This window comes from Pectobacterium polonicum (assembly GCF_005497185.1).
Lineage (GTDB): Bacteria > Pseudomonadota > Gammaproteobacteria > Enterobacterales > Enterobacteriaceae > Pectobacterium > Pectobacterium polonicum.
Genome location: NZ_RJTN01000004.1, coordinates 55,887 through 73,142, shown reverse-complemented (window position 1 = coordinate 73,142; position 17,256 = coordinate 55,887). Strand labels below are relative to the sequence as shown.

The window sequence follows — 17,256 nt, the reverse complement described above, 5'->3', positions numbered from 1 at the left end:
GCAGGAAAAAGAGCATGCCGAATAACAAATTGATGGTGACGGAACTGCGTAAACGTTATGGCCAGCATGAGGTGCTCAAAGGGATCTCATTGCAGGCGAAAGCGGGTGACGTTATTTCGATTATTGGGTCGTCTGGTTCGGGAAAAAGTACCTTACTGCGCTGCATTAATTTTCTGGAAAAGCCCTGTGAAGGGGCAATTTACGTCAGCGATCAGGAAATCCGCATGGTGCGCGACACTGACGGACAGCTGAAGGTATTTGATAAAAAACAGCTTCAGATGCTGCGGACGCGTCTGACGATGGTATTTCAGCACTTCAACCTGTGGAGTTTCATGACGGCGTTAGAGAACGTGATGGAAGCGCCAATTCAGGTGTTAGGGCTCAGTAAAGCGGAAGCACGTGAGCGGGCGGTGTTCTACCTGAATAAAGTAGGGATCACGGATGCTGCCCAACAGAAATACCCGTCGGATCTCTCCGGTGGTCAGCAGCAGCGCGTGTCGATTGCGCGGGCGCTGGCGATGGAGCCTGAAGTCTTGTTGTTTGATGAACCGACGTCAGCGCTCGATCCCGAACTGGTCGGTGAGGTGTTGCGCATCATGCAGCAGTTGGCGGAGGAAGGAAAAACGATGGTGGTGGTGACGCATGAAATGGAATTTGCCCGTCATGTTTCCAGCCACGTTATCTTCCTGCATCAGGGCGTAATCGAAGAAGAAGGACCGCCGGATCAACTGTTCGGTAGCCCGAAAAGTGCACGTTTACAGCAGTTTTTGTCAGGGGCATTGAAGTAGGTTTGGGGGATTGTGATGTGCGTTGAGCGATGATAATGGGTAGATCGTAAAGACGCTGTGAATACATCCCTGTACGCTCGAGCCGCGCCATCCTTGGCGCGGACGCTTTACTCTTCTATCCCATTATCATCGTTCCCGTTCTGCGAAAAGGCTACCAGCAACCTGAGATGGATAGTTATCAGCTCGGTTTTTTGATGACGTCTTGCAGGGCTTCTTCCAACTCAAAGAAGCGGAAACCAAAGCCTGCGGCTTCTAACCGCTGCGGAATGGCGCGCTGTCCGCCCAGAACCAGCGTTGAGGCTTCGCCCATCAGTAATTTGATCGCAAAAGCGGGCGCTCGTAGAAAACCGGGGCGATCCAAGACGTGTGCCAGCGTGGCGGAAAATTGTTCATTATGAACCGGATAGGGCGCAACCATGTTGAAAGGGCCGCGTAATATCGGCTGATCCAGCAGGTAGATAATGCCGTTAACCATGTCATCAATATGAATCCACGGCATGTATTGTCTGCCGGAACCCATCGGTCCGCCGAGCCCGAAGCGGAAAATCGGTAGCATTTTTGCTAGTGCGCCACCCTGTGGTGAAAGAACAATACCGGTACGCAGCAGGCAGACGCGCGTGTTATCGCTCTCTGCAGACTGTGCCAACGCTTCCCAGCGGGCGCACAGATGATGTGTGAATTCATCGACAGGGGATTCCTCTTCCGTGACCAGTGCTTCGCCCTGGTCGCCATAGTATCCGACGGCAGAGCCTGAGATAAAAACAGCGGGTGGTTCACTGCTGGCCTTAATCAGTGTGGCAAGCTGTTCGGTGATGCTCCAGCGACTCTGTGCCAGGCGCTGCTTTTGTTGCGACGTCCATCGTTTATCGGCAATAGGTTCGCCCGCCAGATTGATGACGCCATCAAAGTCGTTCAGTGAGGTGACATTACTCAGCGTGGACCAATATTCCACCTGATTGCCGAGAACGCCTCGAGCGCGCTCAGGATCGCGTGTTAATACCGTGATGTCATGGGAAAGCAGCTGTAATCGTTGGATAAGATGGCGGCCAATAAGGCCGGTTCCGCCTGTTATGAGTAGTTGCATCGCGCGCTCCCATATTTATGCCTTGTGATAACGCAGGGTCATGGAAACCGAATCGGCGTATCGCAGGGCAAACGGTTTATCGACTTCTACTTCAGCATAGGTGATCCAGTCGTGCTCGCTGGCGATGTTGAGCACATCCTGCGTTAATTTTTCCAGCAAAGCGAAGCGGTTATCTTCTACGTGGCGAATAATGTTTTTGGTGATGGTGCGGTAGTTCAGTGCGTCGGCGATATTCTCGCTGTTGCGTGCCTGTTCTGCTGGGTAGTGAATCACAACGTTGATGATCACATCCTGCTTATTCGTGATTTCCTCATCTTTGATACCGATGAAGGTGCGTAGCCGCAGATTTTTTATACGAATAATGGCGTCAGAATGGTGATGTGGCATTGCTCGGCCCTCGGTTGCTTCTGTTACTGCGACTAAACCGCAGCGTCAGAGGTATCGTTAACGACAATATGTTGATTACCATAGCAGAAGATACCCAAAGGCCGAATGAGATGATGCCAGAATTTTATTGCTCGGCGAGCTGATAGGCCCGTTGCGTCGCCGGACGTTCGCTGATACGCGTATACCACGCCTTCACTGCCGGGTAATCATCAAGGTCGACACGCTGACGGGCATAAGAAACCACCCACGGGTAGGTTGCGATATCGGCAATGCTGTAATGCTCTCCACCTAACCACGGACTGTCTTGCAGGTGCTTATCCAACACGCGATACAGGCGTTGTGTCTCCTGCTGATAGCGTTCAATAGCGTAAGGCACTGGCTGAGGGGCATAGTGGTTAAAATGATGATTCTGCCCCAGCATTGGCCCGAAACCGGCGACCTGCCAGAACAGCCACTGTAGTGTGGCCGTACGCTCACGTAATGACGTGCTCAATAGCACGCCGTGCTTTTCCGCCAGATAGAGCAGAATCGCGCCAGATTCAAACAGGCTAATTGGCGTGTCGCCTTCCGCAGGCTGCGTATCGACAATCGCGGGAATTTTGTTGTTAGGTGAGATAGCCAAAAACTCCGGTTTGAACTGTTCGCCTTTGCTGATATTCACGCGGTGGAGCTGGTAGGGGAGATTAGCTTCTTCCAGAAACAGGGTAATCTTATGCCCGTTAGGGGTTGGTGCGTAATACAGGTCAATCATGAATCAAGTCTCCGTTTTACATCATGGACTGTATGGCAGTTGATCGCTTCAGAGAACGATGCGCTGTCAGAATAGCGTATTGAGGAACGGGCCCTTACCCTACCACTTCTACGAGTGAAAAATAAACGATGGCGCATCTCGTTATACGATCTTTACCGGAAGCGTGCTGCCAACTTTGGTAGACTACGTCCGATGAAGGATGCGGGTGTTATGGGTGTAGCATTGTTGATATAAACGTTGTGGAGATAACGATGAAGTTGATGTTTGCGTCCGACATACACGGTTCCCTCAGTGCAGTAGAGCGTGTGCTGGCGATCTTTGAGCAGAGTCAGGCCGACTGGCTTATTTTATTGGGCGATTTTCTTAATCATGGTCCACGTAATCCGTTGCCGGAGGTGTATCAGCCTGCGGAAGTGGCTGCCCGGTTGAACGCTTATGCATCACGCATCATTGCCGTGCGCGGGAATTGCGACAGCGAAGTTGACCAGATGCTGTTGACCTTTCCGATAACGGCACCGTGGCAACATGTGCTATTGCCGCAGCATCGCCTTTTCCTGACGCACGGTCATCTTTATCATCCCGAGAATTTACCGCCGCTGCACACGGGAGATGTGCTGGTATATGGTCATACCCATATCCCGATTGCTGAGCAACGTGGGGAATATTATTTTTTCAATCCCGGCTCAGTGAGCTTGCCGAAAGGGGGATTCCCCGCGAGCTATGGTTTACTTGATCAAGGCGAGCTGCGGGTTCTGCCGTTACACGGTGGTGAGCCTATTGCGCGGGTTGCGATTAGGCACTAATTTAGCGTATATCCTGTTTTTGACCTTGAATAATGGCAAGGTAGCAGGGAAGATTCACAGCAAAGTTCGATCATTTAAAACAGACGCGCGTAGCAACGTGCCAATACTAAAGGGTTTCAGAGGATGGCGGAACAAAGTCAGGCAGCAGGCACAGAGTGGGTTGATATCGTCAATGAAAACAACGAGGTAATTGCTCAGTCAAGTCGTCAGCAGATGCGTGCTCAGAGTCTTCGCCATCGCGCCACTTACATTGTTGTGCATGATGGCATGGGTAAAATTCTGGTGCAGCGCCGGACGAAAATCAAAGATTTCTATCCCGGCTGGCTGGACGCGACAGCGGGCGGCGTGGTGCAAAGCGGTGAGCAAATGCTGGAATCCGCACGTCGTGAAGCTGAAGAGGAGCTTGGCATTGCTGGCGTGCCATTCGCAGAACACGGCTTGTTCTATTACGAAGGCGAAAATTGCCGGGTGTGGGGCGGGCTGTTCAGCTGTGTCACCCATGGGCCGTTCGCGTTGCAGGAAGAAGAAGTGGATGAAGTCAGTTGGTTGACGCCGCAAGAGATCACCGCGCGCTGCGATGAATTTACGCCGGACTCGCTAAAAGCCCTGTCGCTGTGGCTGACGCGCTATAGCGATCGGGAATACGGCAAGCCGATTTCACGTAAGCTGAATGAGGTGGTAGAGTCTGCTGAGACATCTGTCATTAATCATGACAATGTTCATGATGAGAACGACAGCAACGTTGTTCCATCGGAAACGGATTCGCAGAAATAATCTGTGCCCGTCTCGCCGCGGCTTTTTCTCCGCGGCGTCTTTTTTTTTGAGCGCTAAACTATCACTCGGAAATGTGAATACTTTTTTTGAAGTCTTTTAGGTAAATGATAATCGTGAACGTCATGATGGTCATCAGAGTCCATGAGCTCCATTTTCCTATCGAAACCATTGACCAGGCTCTGGACTGTTCTGGATAGCGCCATACTTTGAGAAATGTACTAATATTTTCAGCCAGCCAAATAAAAAAACCCATTGAAACAAACAGCAATGACAGAGGTGCGTTTCGCTCCTTATTATAAGGTGTGAAAATGATGGTTGTGCGTGAATAGAGCCCTAATACTAAAGCGGTAATATACCAACGATAATCAGGGATATAGTGGTGGGTAAAAAAATTGATATAAATGAACACTGAAACTAGTGTTGCCTGCCAGTAAGGTGGATGGTGGCGAATTTTAATATCGAACAGCCTCCAAGACTGAATAATATAACTGCCTATAGAGGCATACATAAATCCTGCGAATAGCGGGACGCCGAATAGTTTGCTATAGGCAAAATCAGGATAAGACCATGAGTGAATACTCGATGAGGTTTTAAATATTTCGAGAGCGAAACCAATAAGATGGAACAGAGTAATGGCCTTCAATTCGCTCCAGGTTTCCAATTTACTGGCAACCATTAAACCCTGAATCAAGATGGCGGCAATAAAAAGGAGATCGTAACGGGGGATAGAAAGCCATCCTGATTGGGGAATGCTGAATATAGCGAGGGAAAATAAACCAACAAAAGTACAGGCTCGAATTTCTTTGACGGAAAAATAAAGGAATTCAATAAAAAAGTGGGTTAATCCTTCTGCTTTCGTGGACATCATTCCTTTTTCTAATCGCTGCCGAAAGCGCAGAGCCAACATGCGTATGGACATCACCTATGGCCTCTGAGTTATCTGTATTACCCCTTTTCATAGCGACAATATATATGTCTGCATAGCGTCATTTTGTAAATAGTAATAAAAATGCCAGCCCGAAGGCTGGCATTAACGTCATCTGAATAGATTAGAGCTGTGTAGCCTGAATGGCGGTCAGGGCAACGGTGTAAACGATGTCGTCTACCAGTGCGCCACGAGACAGGTCGTTAACCGGTTTGCGCATGCCTTGCAGCATTGGCCCGATGGAGATCAGGTCGGCAGAACGCTGTACCGCTTTGTACGTGGTGTTACCGGTGTTCAGGTCAGGGAAGATGAACACGGTAGCTTTACCCGCCACTGGCGAGTTCGGCGCTTTGGACTGTGCAACGTCAGCCATGATAGCGGCGTCGTACTGCAACGGACCATCGATGACCAGGTCTGGGCGTTTTTCCTGCGCCAGACGAGTCGCTTCACGCACTTTCTCAACATCGCTACCCGCGCCGGAGTTACCGGTAGAGTAAGAGATCATTGCAACGCGTGGGTCGATACCGAATGCGGTAGCCGAATCAGCAGACTGGATAGCGATTTCAGCCAATTGCTCTGCGGTTGGGTCTGGGTTGATGGCGCAGTCGCCGTAAACCAGAACCTGCTCAGGCAGCAGCATGAAGAACACAGAAGACACCAGTGAGCTGCCCGGTGCAGTTTTGATCAACTGTAACGGCGGACGGATGGTGTTAGCGGTGGTATGAACGGCACCAGAAACCAGACCATCAACTTCGCCCTGTTCCAGCATCAACGTACCCAGAACTACGTTATCTTCGAGCTGTTCGCGCGCAACCACTTCGGTCATGCCCTTGCTCTTACGCAGCTCAACCAGACGTGCAACATAGCGCTCACGCACGACAATCGGATCGACGATTTCAATGCCTTTGCCCAGTTCTACGCCCTGAGCGGCGGCAACGCGTTGAATCTCTTCCGGGTTACCGATCAGCACACAGTGTGCAATGCCACGCTCGGCACAAATTGCAGCGGCTTTAACGGTACGTGGCTCATCGCCTTCTGGCAGAACGATACGTTTGCCAGCTTTGCGCGCCAGCTCAGTAAGCTGATAGCGGAATGCTGGTGGAGACAGACGGCGTGAACGCTCAGATTCAGCGCTCAGTGAATCGATCCACTGGGTGTCGATGTGGCGTGCAACATATTCCTGCACTTTCTCAACACGTTGGCGGTCATCAGCCGGAACTTCAAGGTTAAAGCTTTGCAGGCTGAGTGAGGTCTGCCAGGTGTTGGTATCGACCATGAATACCGGCAGGCCAGTCTGGAAGGCACGTTCGCACAGCTTGGCAATGCTTGGGTCCATTTCGTAGCCGCCAGTCAGCAGCAGGGCACCGATTTCCACGCCGTTCATGGCAGCCAGACACGCAGCGACCAGAACATCAGGGCGGTCAGCGGAGGTCACCAGCAGTGAGCCCGGACGGAAATGCTCCAGCATATGAGGAATGCTGCGTGCGCAGAAAGTCACAGATTTAACGCGACGCGTCTGAATGTCACCTTCGTTGACGATGCGAGCATTCAGGTGCTTCGCCATATCAATAGCACGCGTGGCAATCAGGTCAAAACTCCACGGGATGCAGCCCAGAACCGGCAGCGGGCTGTTAGCGAACAGCTGCTTAGGATCGATGTTGGCAACGCTGGCTTTCGTGGAGTCATCAAAGATTTCAGACAGGTCAGGGCGTGTACGACCCTGGTCATCTACTGGCGCATTCAGTTTGTTGATGATCACGCCAGTGATGTTTTTGTTTTTGCTGCCGCCGAAGCTGGAACGTGCCAGTTCGATACGGTCTTTCAACTGTGCCGGAGAATCGTTGCCCAGCGCCAGTACAAAGACGATTTCTGCGTTCAGCGTTTTGGCGATTTCATAGTTCAGCGCGTTAGCAAACTGGTGCTTACGGGTAGGCACCAGACCTTCAACCAGAACGACCTCAGCATCTTTGGTCGTTTCGTGGTAGCGCGCGATGATTTCTTCCATCAGCACGTCTTGCTGGTTGGAGCTCAGCAGGGCTTCAACGCGGCTCATCGCCAGTGGTTCTGCGGCATTGATAGCAGAATTAGCACGGATAATAGTGGTCGTCTGATCTGGTGTATTGTCGCCACTGCGCGGCTGGGCGATAGGTTTGAACACGCTCAGGCGGACGCCTTTCTGTTCCATGGAGCGAATGACACCCAGGCTGACGCTTGTCAGACCGACGCTGGTGCCAGTTGGGATCAACATGATTATACGGGACACGGCCGAACCTCTTTACGGTTGCTCGTTAGTCAAAAACAACACCGTCAGCCTTGGCTGACGGTGTTGGGAGTTACGTGTTTTACGCGGTCAGACGGTAAGCGTCTTCGGCGATGACCAATTCTTCATTGGTCGGGATAACCAGCGCCGGACGGGTGCCATCTTTAGCGATGTTGCCACCTTTACCAAAGCGTGCCGCCAGGTTACGTTCGTGATCGACGTCAAAGCCCAGCAGACCCAGTTTTTTCAGCGACAGTTCACGAACCATTGCCGCGTTTTCACCGATACCACCGGTGAAGATGACGGCATCCAGACGGCCTTCCATCAGTGCAGCGTAAGAACCGATGTATTTAGCCAAGCGGTGGCAGTAAACGTCCATTGCACGTTTTGCGTCTGCTTTCGTCTCGTAGTTATCTTCAACGTAGCGGCAGTCGCTGGTCACTTCAGTCAGACCCAACAGACCAGATTCTTTGGTCATCAGCGTGTTGATGCGCTCGATGTCCATGCCCAGTGCGTCGTGCAGATGGAAAATTACAGCTGGGTCGATATCGCCACAGCGTGTACCCATCACCAGACCTTCCAGCGGAGTCAGACCCATCGAGGTGTCGACGCATTCGCCGTTACGGATTGCAGTAACGGAACCACCGTTGCCCAGATGGCAAGTGATGACGTTCAGCTCTTCTACTGGTTTGTTCAGCACTTTAGCGGCTTCACGAGAAACAAAGTAGTGGCTGGTGCCGTGGAAGCCGTAGCGACGGATATGGTTTTCTTTATACAGTTTGTACGGCAGTGCATAAAGGTAGGATTCTTCCGGCATGGTCTGGTGGAACGCCGTGTCAAAAACAGCAACGTTTTTATCAGCCAGGTGCGGGAAAGATTTCAGTGCTTCATCGATACCGATCAGATGCGCTGGGTTGTGCAGAGGTGCAAAAGGTACGGAATCTTTGATACCCTGAAGAACATCATCAGTAATGATCGCGGATTGGGTGAACTTCTCACCGCCGTGAACGATGCGGTGACCGATAGCAACCAACTGAGCAGACAGCTCTGGCTTCTGAGACAGAATGGTATTGACGATGAAGTTCAGCGCTTCGCTGTGAGCTGCACCGGCACCCAGTTCGGCGTCGTGTTTACCGCCGTCCATTTTCCATTTGATGCGGGCTTCAGGCAGGTTGAAACATTCGGCTAAACCAGACAGGTACTCTTCTCCGTTAATCGCATCGATGATGGCGAATTTCAGGGATGAACTACCGCAGTTAAGAACCAGTACTAACTTACTCGACATGGAAGTACCTACTTGTTATACATGGTTAAAAAAATGTCATACAGGGCATAGCGTATCGCATGCCGCCGCTGGCATTTATGATTAACATCATGCCTTGGTGTGATACACCAGACACGATGATGAATAAGGGTCGATACTATGATGTATACCGGATAATCGGTACACCATAATCGCTACAACTAATCTCTATAACAATGTGACATCGACCTGATGTAAACCGCAGCTTTTAAAGCGATGATAACCGCGTTATGGCCGTTGGCTGCGCTTATGTCGCAAAGGGAATTATACTCCCTGCGTGTAGTCATACTACTTTAGGTATACAGCGGCCAAAAGGCCGATCTAGGATACCGATAGCGTAGGGTAAACACAAAATATATTTTAACCTTATCAACTTGAGTTGTTGATTTGTGCAAAAGTTTTATTTTTTATCTGTAAAGTTGAGGTGTGGCTATGGCGACGAAACCAGACAGTAGAATTAGTTGGCTACAGTTACTCCAACGTGGGCAGCATTACATGAAGACATGGCCAGCAGAAAAGCAGTTGGCTCCCCTATTTCCGGAGAACCGCGTGGCGCGAGCGACGCGGTTCGGTATTCGCATCATGCCGCCACTGGCGGTGTTTACCTTAACGTGGCAGATTGCGCTTGGTGGCCAGCTCGGCCCGGCCATCGCCACCGCGCTTTTTGCCTGTAGCCTGCCGTTGCAGGGCCTGTGGTGGCTTGGCCGCCGTTCTGTTACGCCTTTACCACCAACGCTGGCACAGTGGTTCCATGAGATTCGCCATAAACTTGCAGAATCAGGACAGGCACTCGCTCCGCTAGAGGAGGAAGCGCCAACATACCAAGCGTTGGCGGATGTGCTGAGGCGTGCATTTAAGCAGCTTGATAAAACCTTCCTTGATGATTTGTGATCGGCGTCAGGCTGTGTGCGGGTTGATGGCTATTTTGTTCTTTCCCCTGTTTCAAATCAAAGAAGCGGTGGCTACCGCTATCGTGACACGATTCAGTATGCGATTCTGCGGGTAATACCTATTTAGCGACATTGGCTTACACCAAAGAGGGTTCAGGAGAGCAACATGGAAATGACGAATGCCCAGAGATTGATCCTTTCAAACCAATACAAAATGATGACAATGCTCGATCCAGATAACGCTGAGCGCTATCGTCGGCTACAAACGATCATCGAGCGTGGTTATGGTTTGCAGATGCGGGAATTAGACCGTGAGTTTGGTGAGCTGACGGAAGAAGTTTGCCGTACCATTATTAACGTCATGGAAATGCATCATGCTTTGCAGGTGTCATGGACCAATCTGAAAGATAAGCAGGATTTGGATGAACGACGTCTGACCTTCCTGGGCTTTGATGCGGCAACGGAAGCGCGTTATCTGGGCTTTGTACGCTTTATGGTACATGTTGAAGGTCGTTACCCTCACTTTGATGCGGGTACGCATGGTTTTAACGCGCAGACAAAAATGTGGGAAAAATACAACAGAATGCTGGCTGTTTGGCAATCCTGCCCGCGTCAGTATCACTTGAGTGCGGTTGAGATCGCACAGATCATCAACGCCTGATTAATGAAAAAGGGGCTTTCTGTGGAGTGTAAAGGTTTTCTGTTCGACCTCGATGGTACGCTGGTTGATTCACTGCCTGCTGTAGAACGTGCGTGGATTAACTGGGCAAAAGATCACGATATTGAACCACAGGAAGTGCTGGATTTTATTCACGGCAAGCAGGCAATCACGTCCCTGCGCCACTTTCTTCAGGGGCAGAGCGAAGAAACGATTCAACAGGAGTTCGATGCGCTGGAGAAAACGGAAGCTTCTGACACGCAAGGTATTGTTGCAATGCCAGGGGCGAAGGCGCTGCTGGAACGGTTGGATGCTTTGGATATTCCCTGGGCAATTGTGACATCCGGCACCGTACCGATTGCCAGCGCGCGTCATCATCGTGGAGAACTACCTGCTCCTCGCGCTTTTATTACGGCGGAGCAGGTTGCCAAAGGTAAACCTAACCCTGATGCCTATTTACTTGGTGCACAGCAGCTAGGGTTGAAACCCGAAGAATGTGTCGTTGTTGAAGATGCTCCCGCGGGGGTGTTATCGGGTCTGGCGGCAGGCTGCAAGGTTATTGCGGTGAAAGCACCAACAGATACGCCGAAGTTGGATCAGGTCGATCTGGTTCTTGATTCGTTGGAGCAGATAGAGATAGAGACGTCACAAAGTGGCGTTAAGGTACTGCTGCGCCACTAGCTCGTCTGTAATATAATGACAAAACTGTGACTAAATATGATCAAACCTCGCATCCGCGAGGTTTTTTTTATGGCAGACTATACCTGTCGTACTTCAAGCTGCACGGGTGTTAGCTTCTTTTCTATGGCATGTTGAACCTACACCTCTCACTCTGTATTTTCCGTCAGGGGAACCGTTTTGAATAGCGAACTTCTCTGGGTTTTATCCCTGTTGCTGATCGCCATTGTGTTGTTTACCACCAATAAATTACGCATGGACGTCGTCGCGCTATTGGTCATCATCGCGTTTGTACTGAGCGGTACGCTGACGCTATCTGAAGCGTTGGTAGGGTTCAGCGATCCTAACGTGATATTGATTGCTGCCCTGTTTGTGATTGGTGAAGGGTTGGTTCGTACTGGTGTTGCTTATCAGGTCGGGGACTGGCTGGTTCGCGTGGCGGGCAGCAGCGAAATGAAGATGCTGATCTTACTGATGGTCACCGTTGCGCTGCTGGGGGCTTTCATGAGTTCCACTGGCGTTGTCGCCATTTTTATTCCCGTGGTACTGAGTGTTTCCGCGCGGATGAAAATTTCCCCAGGAAGGCTGATGATGCCGCTGAGTTTCGCTGGGTTGATTAGCGGCATGATGACGCTGGTGGCGACGCCGCCGAATATGGTGGTGAGCAGCGAGCTGATGCGCGACGGTGTCGCGGGCTTTGGGTTCTTCAGCGTGACGCCGATAGGGATGGTCGTCCTGTTGCTAGGCGTGGCGTATATGATGGTGGCACGTTACTGGCTGGGTGACGCTGAGACAGCAACAGCAAAAGAGATGTGGAAGAGAAGAACGTTTCGCGATCTGATTCGTGATTACCGATTGACTGGCAGGGCACGCCGATTGGCAATTCGCCCAGGATCGCCTTTTATCGGCCATCGTCTGGACGATTTACGTTTGCGCCAACGCTTTGGGGCGAATGTGGTCGGGATTGAGCGCTGGCGTAAATTCCGCCGCGTGATGATCAGCGTAGCTGGCAACACCGAACTTCGCCTGAATGATGTGCTGCTGATCGATATGTCGGCATCAGAGGTGGATTTACGTGAATTTTGCACCTCGCAGCGGCTTGAACCGATGGTGCTGCGCGGTGAGTATTTCTCTGAGCAGGCGCGTGATGTCGGGATGGCGGAAGTGTCTTTGATACCCGATTCCGAGCTGCTGGGAAAAACGCTCTACGACGTTGGCTTCCGTAGCCGCTATGGCCTGAGCGTCGTAGGGATTCGCCGGGCGGGCGAGGCAATGGAGGGTATCCTTGCCGATGAGCCGCTCCAGCTCGGTGATATTCTGCTGGTGATGGGCGACTGGCGCATGATTCGACAGTTGCACACGCAGAAAAATGACTTTCTTTTGCTCAATCTTCCTGCCGAAGTGGATGATGTCGCCCCAGCGGTAAGTCAGGCTCCGCACGCGTTGTTTTGTCTGGCGCTGATGGTCGCGATGATGCTAACGGATGAAATACCGAATGCGGTTGCTGCGCTGATCGCCTGTTTACTGATGGGTAAATTCCGCTGCATCGACATGGAAAGCGCCTATCGAGCGATTCACTGGCCGAGCATTATTCTTATTGTCGGGATGATGCCGTTTGCGCTGGCGCTACAACAAACTGGCGGTGTTGCGCTGATTGTTAAGGGGCTGATGGATGTTGCCGGGAATGCCGGGCCACATGTGATGCTGGTGTGCTTATTCGTGCTGTGTGCAGTGATTGGCCTGTTTATTTCCAATACGGCGACGGCGGTGTTGATGGCACCCATTGCGATTGCTGCGGCGAAGCAAATGGGCGTGTCACCTTATCCCTTTGCGATGATCATCGCCGTTGCGGCATCTGCCGCATTTATGACGCCCGTATCATCACCGGTGAATACATTGGTACTGGGACCGGGCGGTTATAAATTTGGGGACTTTGTGCGCATTGGTGTCCCCTTTACCCTACTGGTGATGCTTGTTAGCGTGGTGATGGTGCCGTGGCTGTATCCGTTCTAAGCGTTCCAGCCCGTTATAGCAGATGCGTGTTATAACGGAGAGTCTTGACTGATTTCGTCAAGCGACAGGCTAAAGCTGGGAACGAACACCGTCATGAAATAGTCCATTTCCGGGCTGTGGCGCAACTGCAATGTTTTTTCCAGCCGCGCCTTAGCAAGCGTGAATTCCGCGTTGCCCGCGGATAATTCCTCTAGGCATTTCAGGTAGGCGCAGAGCGCGTCTGCCTGTTTAACGATGGCGCGTTCTTCTTCACTGGTATAGTTGTCATCCAGCAGCATCCGATAATCCTGCTGTAACTCTTCTGGCAGCATTTCGATCAGCTTCTGCTGGGCAATTTTCTCTATCTTCTTATACTCATGCGCGATCTGCGCATTGTAGTACTTGATAGGCGTTGGCATGTCGCCAGTCAGCACCTCGCTGGCATCATGATACATCGCCAGTAGCGCAATGCGCTCTACGTTCAGGTTACCCTCGAATTTGCGGTTTTTGATGACCGCCAGCGCGTGAGCGACAAAAGCGACTTGAAGGCTGTGTTCGGAGACGTTTTCTGTACGCACGTTGCGCATCAGTGGCCAACGGCTGATGAGTTTTAGACGGGATAAGTGGGCGAAAAAGTGGCTCTGATTCATTGAGATCTCTCAGACAACAGCACGGTGGAATAGCGATATCGCGGGTGTCTATTGTGAGCACTTGCCGAAGATTATGCAAACGAAGCTCTGGTTTTCGCCGGGCGACGATAGCCCGGCGAGGGTAAGATCGTTTACTGCTGGGTTATTGGTGATAGTGCCCCAGAAAACGCCCTAATTTGTGAATTGCCATGTCCAGTTCATCAATACGCGGTAGTGTGACGATGCGTACATGGTCTGGGTAAGGCCAGTTAAACGCGGTTCCCTGAACCAGCAACACTTTTTCCTGTAATAGAAGATCCAGCACCAGTTTTTGGTCGTCATGGATGTTAAAGCGCTTGGCGTCAATACGCGGGAACATATAGAGCGCACCGCGTGGTTTTACGCACGACACGCCGGGGATCTGGTTGATCAATTCCCAAGAGCGGTTGCGCTGTTCGTACAGGCGTCCGCCGGGTTGAATAAATTCACTGATGCTTTGATATCCCCCCAAGGCGGTCTGAATCGCATGCTGCATGGGTACGTTGGCACACAAACGCATTGAGGCCAGCATTTCCAGCCCTTCAATATAGCCTTTGGCGTGTTTTTTTGGGCCGTTTAATACCATCCAGCCTTGGCGGAAACCTGCCACACGGTAGGTCTTGGACAGTCCGTTGAACGTGACTGTCAACAGATCTGGCGCGAGTGCGGCAATCGAGTGATGTTGCGCATCGTCATACAGAATTTTGTCGTAAATTTCGTCGGCGAAAATGATCAGGTTGTGTTCGCGCGCGATAGCCACGATATCCAGCAGCAGCTCTTTGCTGTAGACCGCACCCGTCGGGTTGTTCGGGTTGATGATGACAATACCGCGAGTATTCGAGGTGATCTTTTTGCGGATATCATCCAGGTCGGGGAACCAGTCAGAAGACTCATCACAGAGATAGTGAACGGCATTACCGTTAGACAGGGAAACTGCCGCAGTCCAGAGTGGATAATCTGGTGCGGGAACCAGCATTTCATCACCTGGGTTGAGTAGCGCCTGCATTGATTGCACGATGAGTTCGGAAACACCGTTGCCAATATAGACGTCTTCAACCGTAATATCGCGCATATCCCGCGCTTGATAGTGCTGAACGATGGCCTTACGGGCGGAATAGAGCCCCTTGGAATCACAGTAGCCCTGTGCTGTTGGCAGGTTACGGATGACATCGACCAGAATTTCGTCCGGTGCCTCAAAGCCGAAGGGCGCAGGGTTGCCAATATTCAGTTTAAGGACCTTATTGCCTTCTTCTTCAAGCCGCTTGGCTTCCTTTAGAACTGGGCCACGGATGTCATAGCATACGTTCTCCAGTTTCTTGGATTTTTCAATCGGAGACATAAATAGTACGAACCTTTTGCAGAGAGCGCATATTCCCATGCGGAATAGCATAACCCGCTTAATGTACTCCTCCTAAAGTGCCTTTTGAAGAATGATTATCGCTTTTGCTGCAAATGATTGCGCATCTGCACTATATGGTTGTGTACTCGTTGGATGGTGCGATATGGTAGGGGGCAGACAACAGTTCAGGACGCACTTTTTAGTGCAAGAATAGGGTGGCAGGGATTGCTCGTTTATTTACGTGTAGAACGTCTTTATTTCGCAGAATGAAATAAAGAGAAAGTGTCGTTGTTATTGAATAAAGGATTAAGGCTGGTGAGCCATTTAATTATGTGATGTCTTACCAATGGAAAGGCGATAGGGGTAACGAAATATAAGTATTTTTTTGCCCTTATCGTGCGTCTGCGATAGTGTCTTTAAATGTATCGGCCATTACCCGTACATGTAATAAAACACCAGGAATATTTTGTTAAAATTAAAATAGATAAGTGAAAAATCGTATGACCAGTGCAAATCGACCAGTACTTAATCTCGATCTTGATTTACTGAGGACGTTTGTTGCCGTTGCAGATTTAAATACATTTGCAGCGGCGGCCGCCGCCGTCAACCGGACTCAATCGGCAGTCAGCCAGCAGATGCAGCGGCTGGAGCAACTCATCGGAAAGGAGCTTTTCGCCCGGCACGGGCGTAATAAATTGCTGACCGAACACGGTATACAGTTTCTAGGTTATGCCAGAAAAATATTACAATTCAATGATGAAGCCTGTATTTCATTAATGTACAGTGATATTCAAGGCACGCTAACTATCGGGGCGTCTGACGATACGGCAGACACTATCCTGCCTTATATTTTACATCGGGTAACCTCTGTATTTCCTAAACTCTCCGTCAATGTCAGCGTAAAACGTAGCGCTGAAATGATGGACATGTTGAATCAGGGGAAAATAGATCTGGTTATTACCACAATGAACGGTGTGGTGTTTCCGCATGTGTTATTACGTAGTTCCCCGACGTTATGGTATTGCGCGGCAGATTACCAGTTCAGAGCGAATGAACCTATTCCTCTGGTTGTGCTGGATGAACCGAGCCCTTTCCGCTCGTTGGCCACGCAGCAACTGACGGCCGCAGGGATTCCCTGGAGAATCGCGTATGTGGCTTCAACGCTCTCTGCTGTGCGCGCCGCGGTGAAGGCTGGCATGGGTATCACCGTACGCTCGGTGGAAATGATGAGTCCGGAACTGCGGGTGCTGGGCGAAGAGGAAGGGTTGCCGAGATTGCCTGAAACCCGTTATTTTCTTTGCCAGAATCCTAACCAGGAGAATGAACTGGCGACGGCAATTTTCAATGTGATTGAATCAGGGAAGCCTTCTCACATTACGCCTGTCAGCATGTTGGCAAACAGCGCGGATGGAACGCTGTCTTCCGATTCGTCGCTGAAGGATGTGATCTAATCGTAATGGGTAGTTAATTATCATTCGGGGAGGGTAGGGATGCACCCCGAATGATGATGATTTATGACTAATGTGTTAAACCCGCGTAGACAGGGTCTGATTGACCTCATTTCCCCAGTTTTATTCCACTTTGCGTTTTCCATTTGGCATCAATAGGCTAGACGTGGCGATATAGGGCATATTTTGCTTTTATAAAACGACGGTTCTGTTTTTTTAAAATTATGTTATGGAAAATGATGCCCAACCTTGCCTTGAATCAGTGTGGTTTTTTTACTAACTAAATTGGTAAAAATGTGTGCTGGATCAAAAAATACCCCTAATAACCACATGGGGGAACAGGCATTTTCTGTGAAAATGGTATAGTGGCGGTGCAAACTTGCTTTCTGTGTCGCTGCGCTCTGGTTAACTGACGAAGGCACTGACTCGATTTAGCTACGAGTGAGAACACAAAATGTTAACAAAACAGCGTGCATGTAAAGTAATGTACTGTTATTTTTAGTAAGGT

At 50.5% G+C, this 17,256-nt stretch carries 16 protein-coding genes; 8 read left to right on the top strand and 8 right to left on the bottom strand.

From position 1 onward, the window contains the following. Positions 1-14 precede the first annotated feature (14 nt). Entirely contained in the window at positions 15-788 is a 774-nt protein-coding gene (hisP, locus tag EDI29_RS06475) for a histidine ABC transporter ATP-binding protein HisP (protein ID WP_137740229.1), read from the top strand. 178 nt (positions 789-966) lie between these two features. Here hisP and EDI29_RS06470 read toward each other — a convergent pair whose 3' ends face one another. From EDI29_RS06470 to yfcG, 3 genes are all read right to left on the bottom strand, one after another. Further along, on the bottom strand, positions 967-1,872 hold the full coding sequence (locus EDI29_RS06470) for a TIGR01777 family oxidoreductase (protein ID WP_137740228.1): 906 nt from the start codon (positions 1,870-1,872) through the stop codon (positions 967-969). Positions 1,873-1,887: 15 nt separating this feature from the next. Further along, positions 1,888-2,259 (bottom strand): dihydroneopterin triphosphate 2'-epimerase, encoded by a 372-nt coding sequence (gene folX, locus EDI29_RS06465; RefSeq protein WP_137740227.1) that lies wholly within the window; start codon positions 2,257-2,259, stop codon positions 1,888-1,890. 124 nt (positions 2,260-2,383) lie between these two features. Beyond that, positions 2,384-3,010 carry a GSH-dependent disulfide bond oxidoreductase gene (yfcG, locus tag EDI29_RS06460; protein WP_137740226.1) on the bottom strand — a complete coding sequence of 209 codons (627 nt, stop codon included), beginning with the start codon at positions 3,008-3,010 and terminating at the stop codon, positions 2,384-2,386. 251 nt (positions 3,011-3,261) lie between these two features. On the opposite strand from yfcG, the gene yfcE reads away from it, so the two are divergent. Both yfcE and yfcD read left to right on the top strand, forming a co-directional pair. After that, the gene (gene yfcE, locus EDI29_RS06455; protein ID WP_137740225.1) at positions 3,262-3,813 is read left to right on the top strand and encodes a phosphodiesterase; all 552 of its coding nucleotides are present in this window, start codon (positions 3,262-3,264) and stop codon (positions 3,811-3,813) included. A gap of 123 nt (positions 3,814-3,936) precedes the next feature. Continuing rightward, positions 3,937-4,587: an NUDIX hydrolase YfcD gene (gene yfcD / locus EDI29_RS06450; protein WP_137740224.1), complete on the top strand. Its 651-nt coding sequence runs from the start codon at positions 3,937-3,939 to the stop codon at positions 4,585-4,587. Between the two features lie 61 nt (positions 4,588-4,648). Here the strand turns inward: yfcD and EDI29_RS06445 are convergent, their stop codons facing one another. The 3 genes from EDI29_RS06445 to ackA all read right to left on the bottom strand — a co-directional run bounded on the left by EDI29_RS06445 (position 4,649) and on the right by ackA (position 9,057). Further along, positions 4,649-5,509 carry a DUF817 domain-containing protein gene (locus tag EDI29_RS06445; protein ID WP_395303340.1) on the bottom strand — a complete coding sequence of 287 codons (861 nt, stop codon included), beginning with the start codon at positions 5,507-5,509 and terminating at the stop codon, positions 4,649-4,651. 127 nt (positions 5,510-5,636) lie between these two features. Further along, positions 5,637-7,775 carry a phosphate acetyltransferase gene (gene pta, locus EDI29_RS06440; protein WP_014699140.1) on the bottom strand — a complete coding sequence of 713 codons (2,139 nt, stop codon included), beginning with the start codon at positions 7,773-7,775 and terminating at the stop codon, positions 5,637-5,639. A gap of 79 nt (positions 7,776-7,854) precedes the next feature. Further along, entirely contained in the window at positions 7,855-9,057 is a 1,203-nt protein-coding gene (gene ackA / locus EDI29_RS06435; RefSeq protein ID WP_107170543.1) for an acetate kinase, read from the bottom strand. A 450-nt stretch (positions 9,058-9,507) separates the two neighbouring features. Between ackA and yfbV the strand changes: the two genes are divergently transcribed. The 4 genes from yfbV to EDI29_RS06415 all read left to right on the top strand — a co-directional run bounded on the left by yfbV (position 9,508) and on the right by EDI29_RS06415 (position 13,314). Continuing rightward, complete coding sequence (gene yfbV / locus EDI29_RS06430) at positions 9,508-9,966, top strand: terminus macrodomain insulation protein YfbV (protein WP_137740223.1); 459 nt, start codon at positions 9,508-9,510, stop codon at positions 9,964-9,966. A 165-nt stretch (positions 9,967-10,131) separates the two neighbouring features. Further along, a complete protein-coding gene (locus EDI29_RS06425; protein WP_005969861.1) occupies positions 10,132-10,626 on the top strand; it encodes a YfbU family protein in 495 nt (164 codons plus the stop codon). A gap of 21 nt (positions 10,627-10,647) precedes the next feature. Beyond that, positions 10,648-11,304 carry a sugar phosphatase gene (locus tag EDI29_RS06420; protein ID WP_137740222.1) on the top strand — a complete coding sequence of 219 codons (657 nt, stop codon included), beginning with the start codon at positions 10,648-10,650 and terminating at the stop codon, positions 11,302-11,304. A 177-nt stretch (positions 11,305-11,481) separates the two neighbouring features. Next, positions 11,482-13,314 carry an SLC13 family permease gene (locus EDI29_RS06415; RefSeq protein WP_137740221.1) on the top strand — a complete coding sequence of 611 codons (1,833 nt, stop codon included), beginning with the start codon at positions 11,482-11,484 and terminating at the stop codon, positions 13,312-13,314. 29 nt (positions 13,315-13,343) lie between these two features. Here EDI29_RS06415 and yfbR read toward each other — a convergent pair whose 3' ends face one another. Then, the gene (gene yfbR, locus EDI29_RS06410; protein WP_137740220.1) at positions 13,344-13,943 is read right to left on the bottom strand and encodes a 5'-deoxynucleotidase; all 600 of its coding nucleotides are present in this window, start codon (positions 13,941-13,943) and stop codon (positions 13,344-13,346) included. Between the two features lie 142 nt (positions 13,944-14,085). Beyond that, on the bottom strand, positions 14,086-15,300 hold the full coding sequence (locus EDI29_RS06405) for a pyridoxal phosphate-dependent aminotransferase (RefSeq protein ID WP_014916029.1): 1,215 nt from the start codon (positions 15,298-15,300) through the stop codon (positions 14,086-14,088). Between the two features lie 500 nt (positions 15,301-15,800). Between EDI29_RS06405 and lrhA the strand changes: the two genes are divergently transcribed. Further along, the gene (gene lrhA / locus EDI29_RS06400; protein WP_137740219.1) at positions 15,801-16,751 is read left to right on the top strand and encodes a transcriptional regulator LrhA; all 951 of its coding nucleotides are present in this window, start codon (positions 15,801-15,803) and stop codon (positions 16,749-16,751) included. The last annotated feature ends 505 nt before the right edge of the window (positions 16,752-17,256 follow it).

Coding starts and splice junctions, on each gene's coding strand:
- hisP (WP_137740229.1), top strand. CDS start 15: ATGCCGAATAACAAATTGATGGTGACGGAACTGCGTAAACGTTATGGC.
- EDI29_RS06470 (WP_137740228.1), bottom strand. CDS start 1,872: ATGCAACTACTCATAACAGGCGGAACCGGCCTTATTGGCCGCCATCTT.
- folX (WP_137740227.1), bottom strand. CDS start 2,259: ATGCCACATCACCATTCTGACGCCATTATTCGTATAAAAAATCTGCGG.
- yfcG (WP_137740226.1), bottom strand. CDS start 3,010: ATGATTGACCTGTATTACGCACCAACCCCTAACGGGCATAAGATTACC.
- yfcE (WP_137740225.1), top strand. CDS start 3,262: ATGAAGTTGATGTTTGCGTCCGACATACACGGTTCCCTCAGTGCAGTA.
- yfcD (WP_137740224.1), top strand. CDS start 3,937: ATGGCGGAACAAAGTCAGGCAGCAGGCACAGAGTGGGTTGATATCGTC.
- ackA (WP_107170543.1), bottom strand. CDS start 9,057: ATGTCGAGTAAGTTAGTACTGGTTCTTAACTGCGGTAGTTCATCCCTG.
- yfbV (WP_137740223.1), top strand. CDS start 9,508: ATGGCGACGAAACCAGACAGTAGAATTAGTTGGCTACAGTTACTCCAA.
- EDI29_RS06425 (WP_005969861.1), top strand. CDS start 10,132: ATGGAAATGACGAATGCCCAGAGATTGATCCTTTCAAACCAATACAAA.
- yfbR (WP_137740220.1), bottom strand. CDS start 13,943: ATGAATCAGAGCCACTTTTTCGCCCACTTATCCCGTCTAAAACTCATC.
- EDI29_RS06405 (WP_014916029.1), bottom strand. CDS start 15,300: ATGTCTCCGATTGAAAAATCCAAGAAACTGGAGAACGTATGCTATGAC.
- lrhA (WP_137740219.1), top strand. CDS start 15,801: ATGACCAGTGCAAATCGACCAGTACTTAATCTCGATCTTGATTTACTG.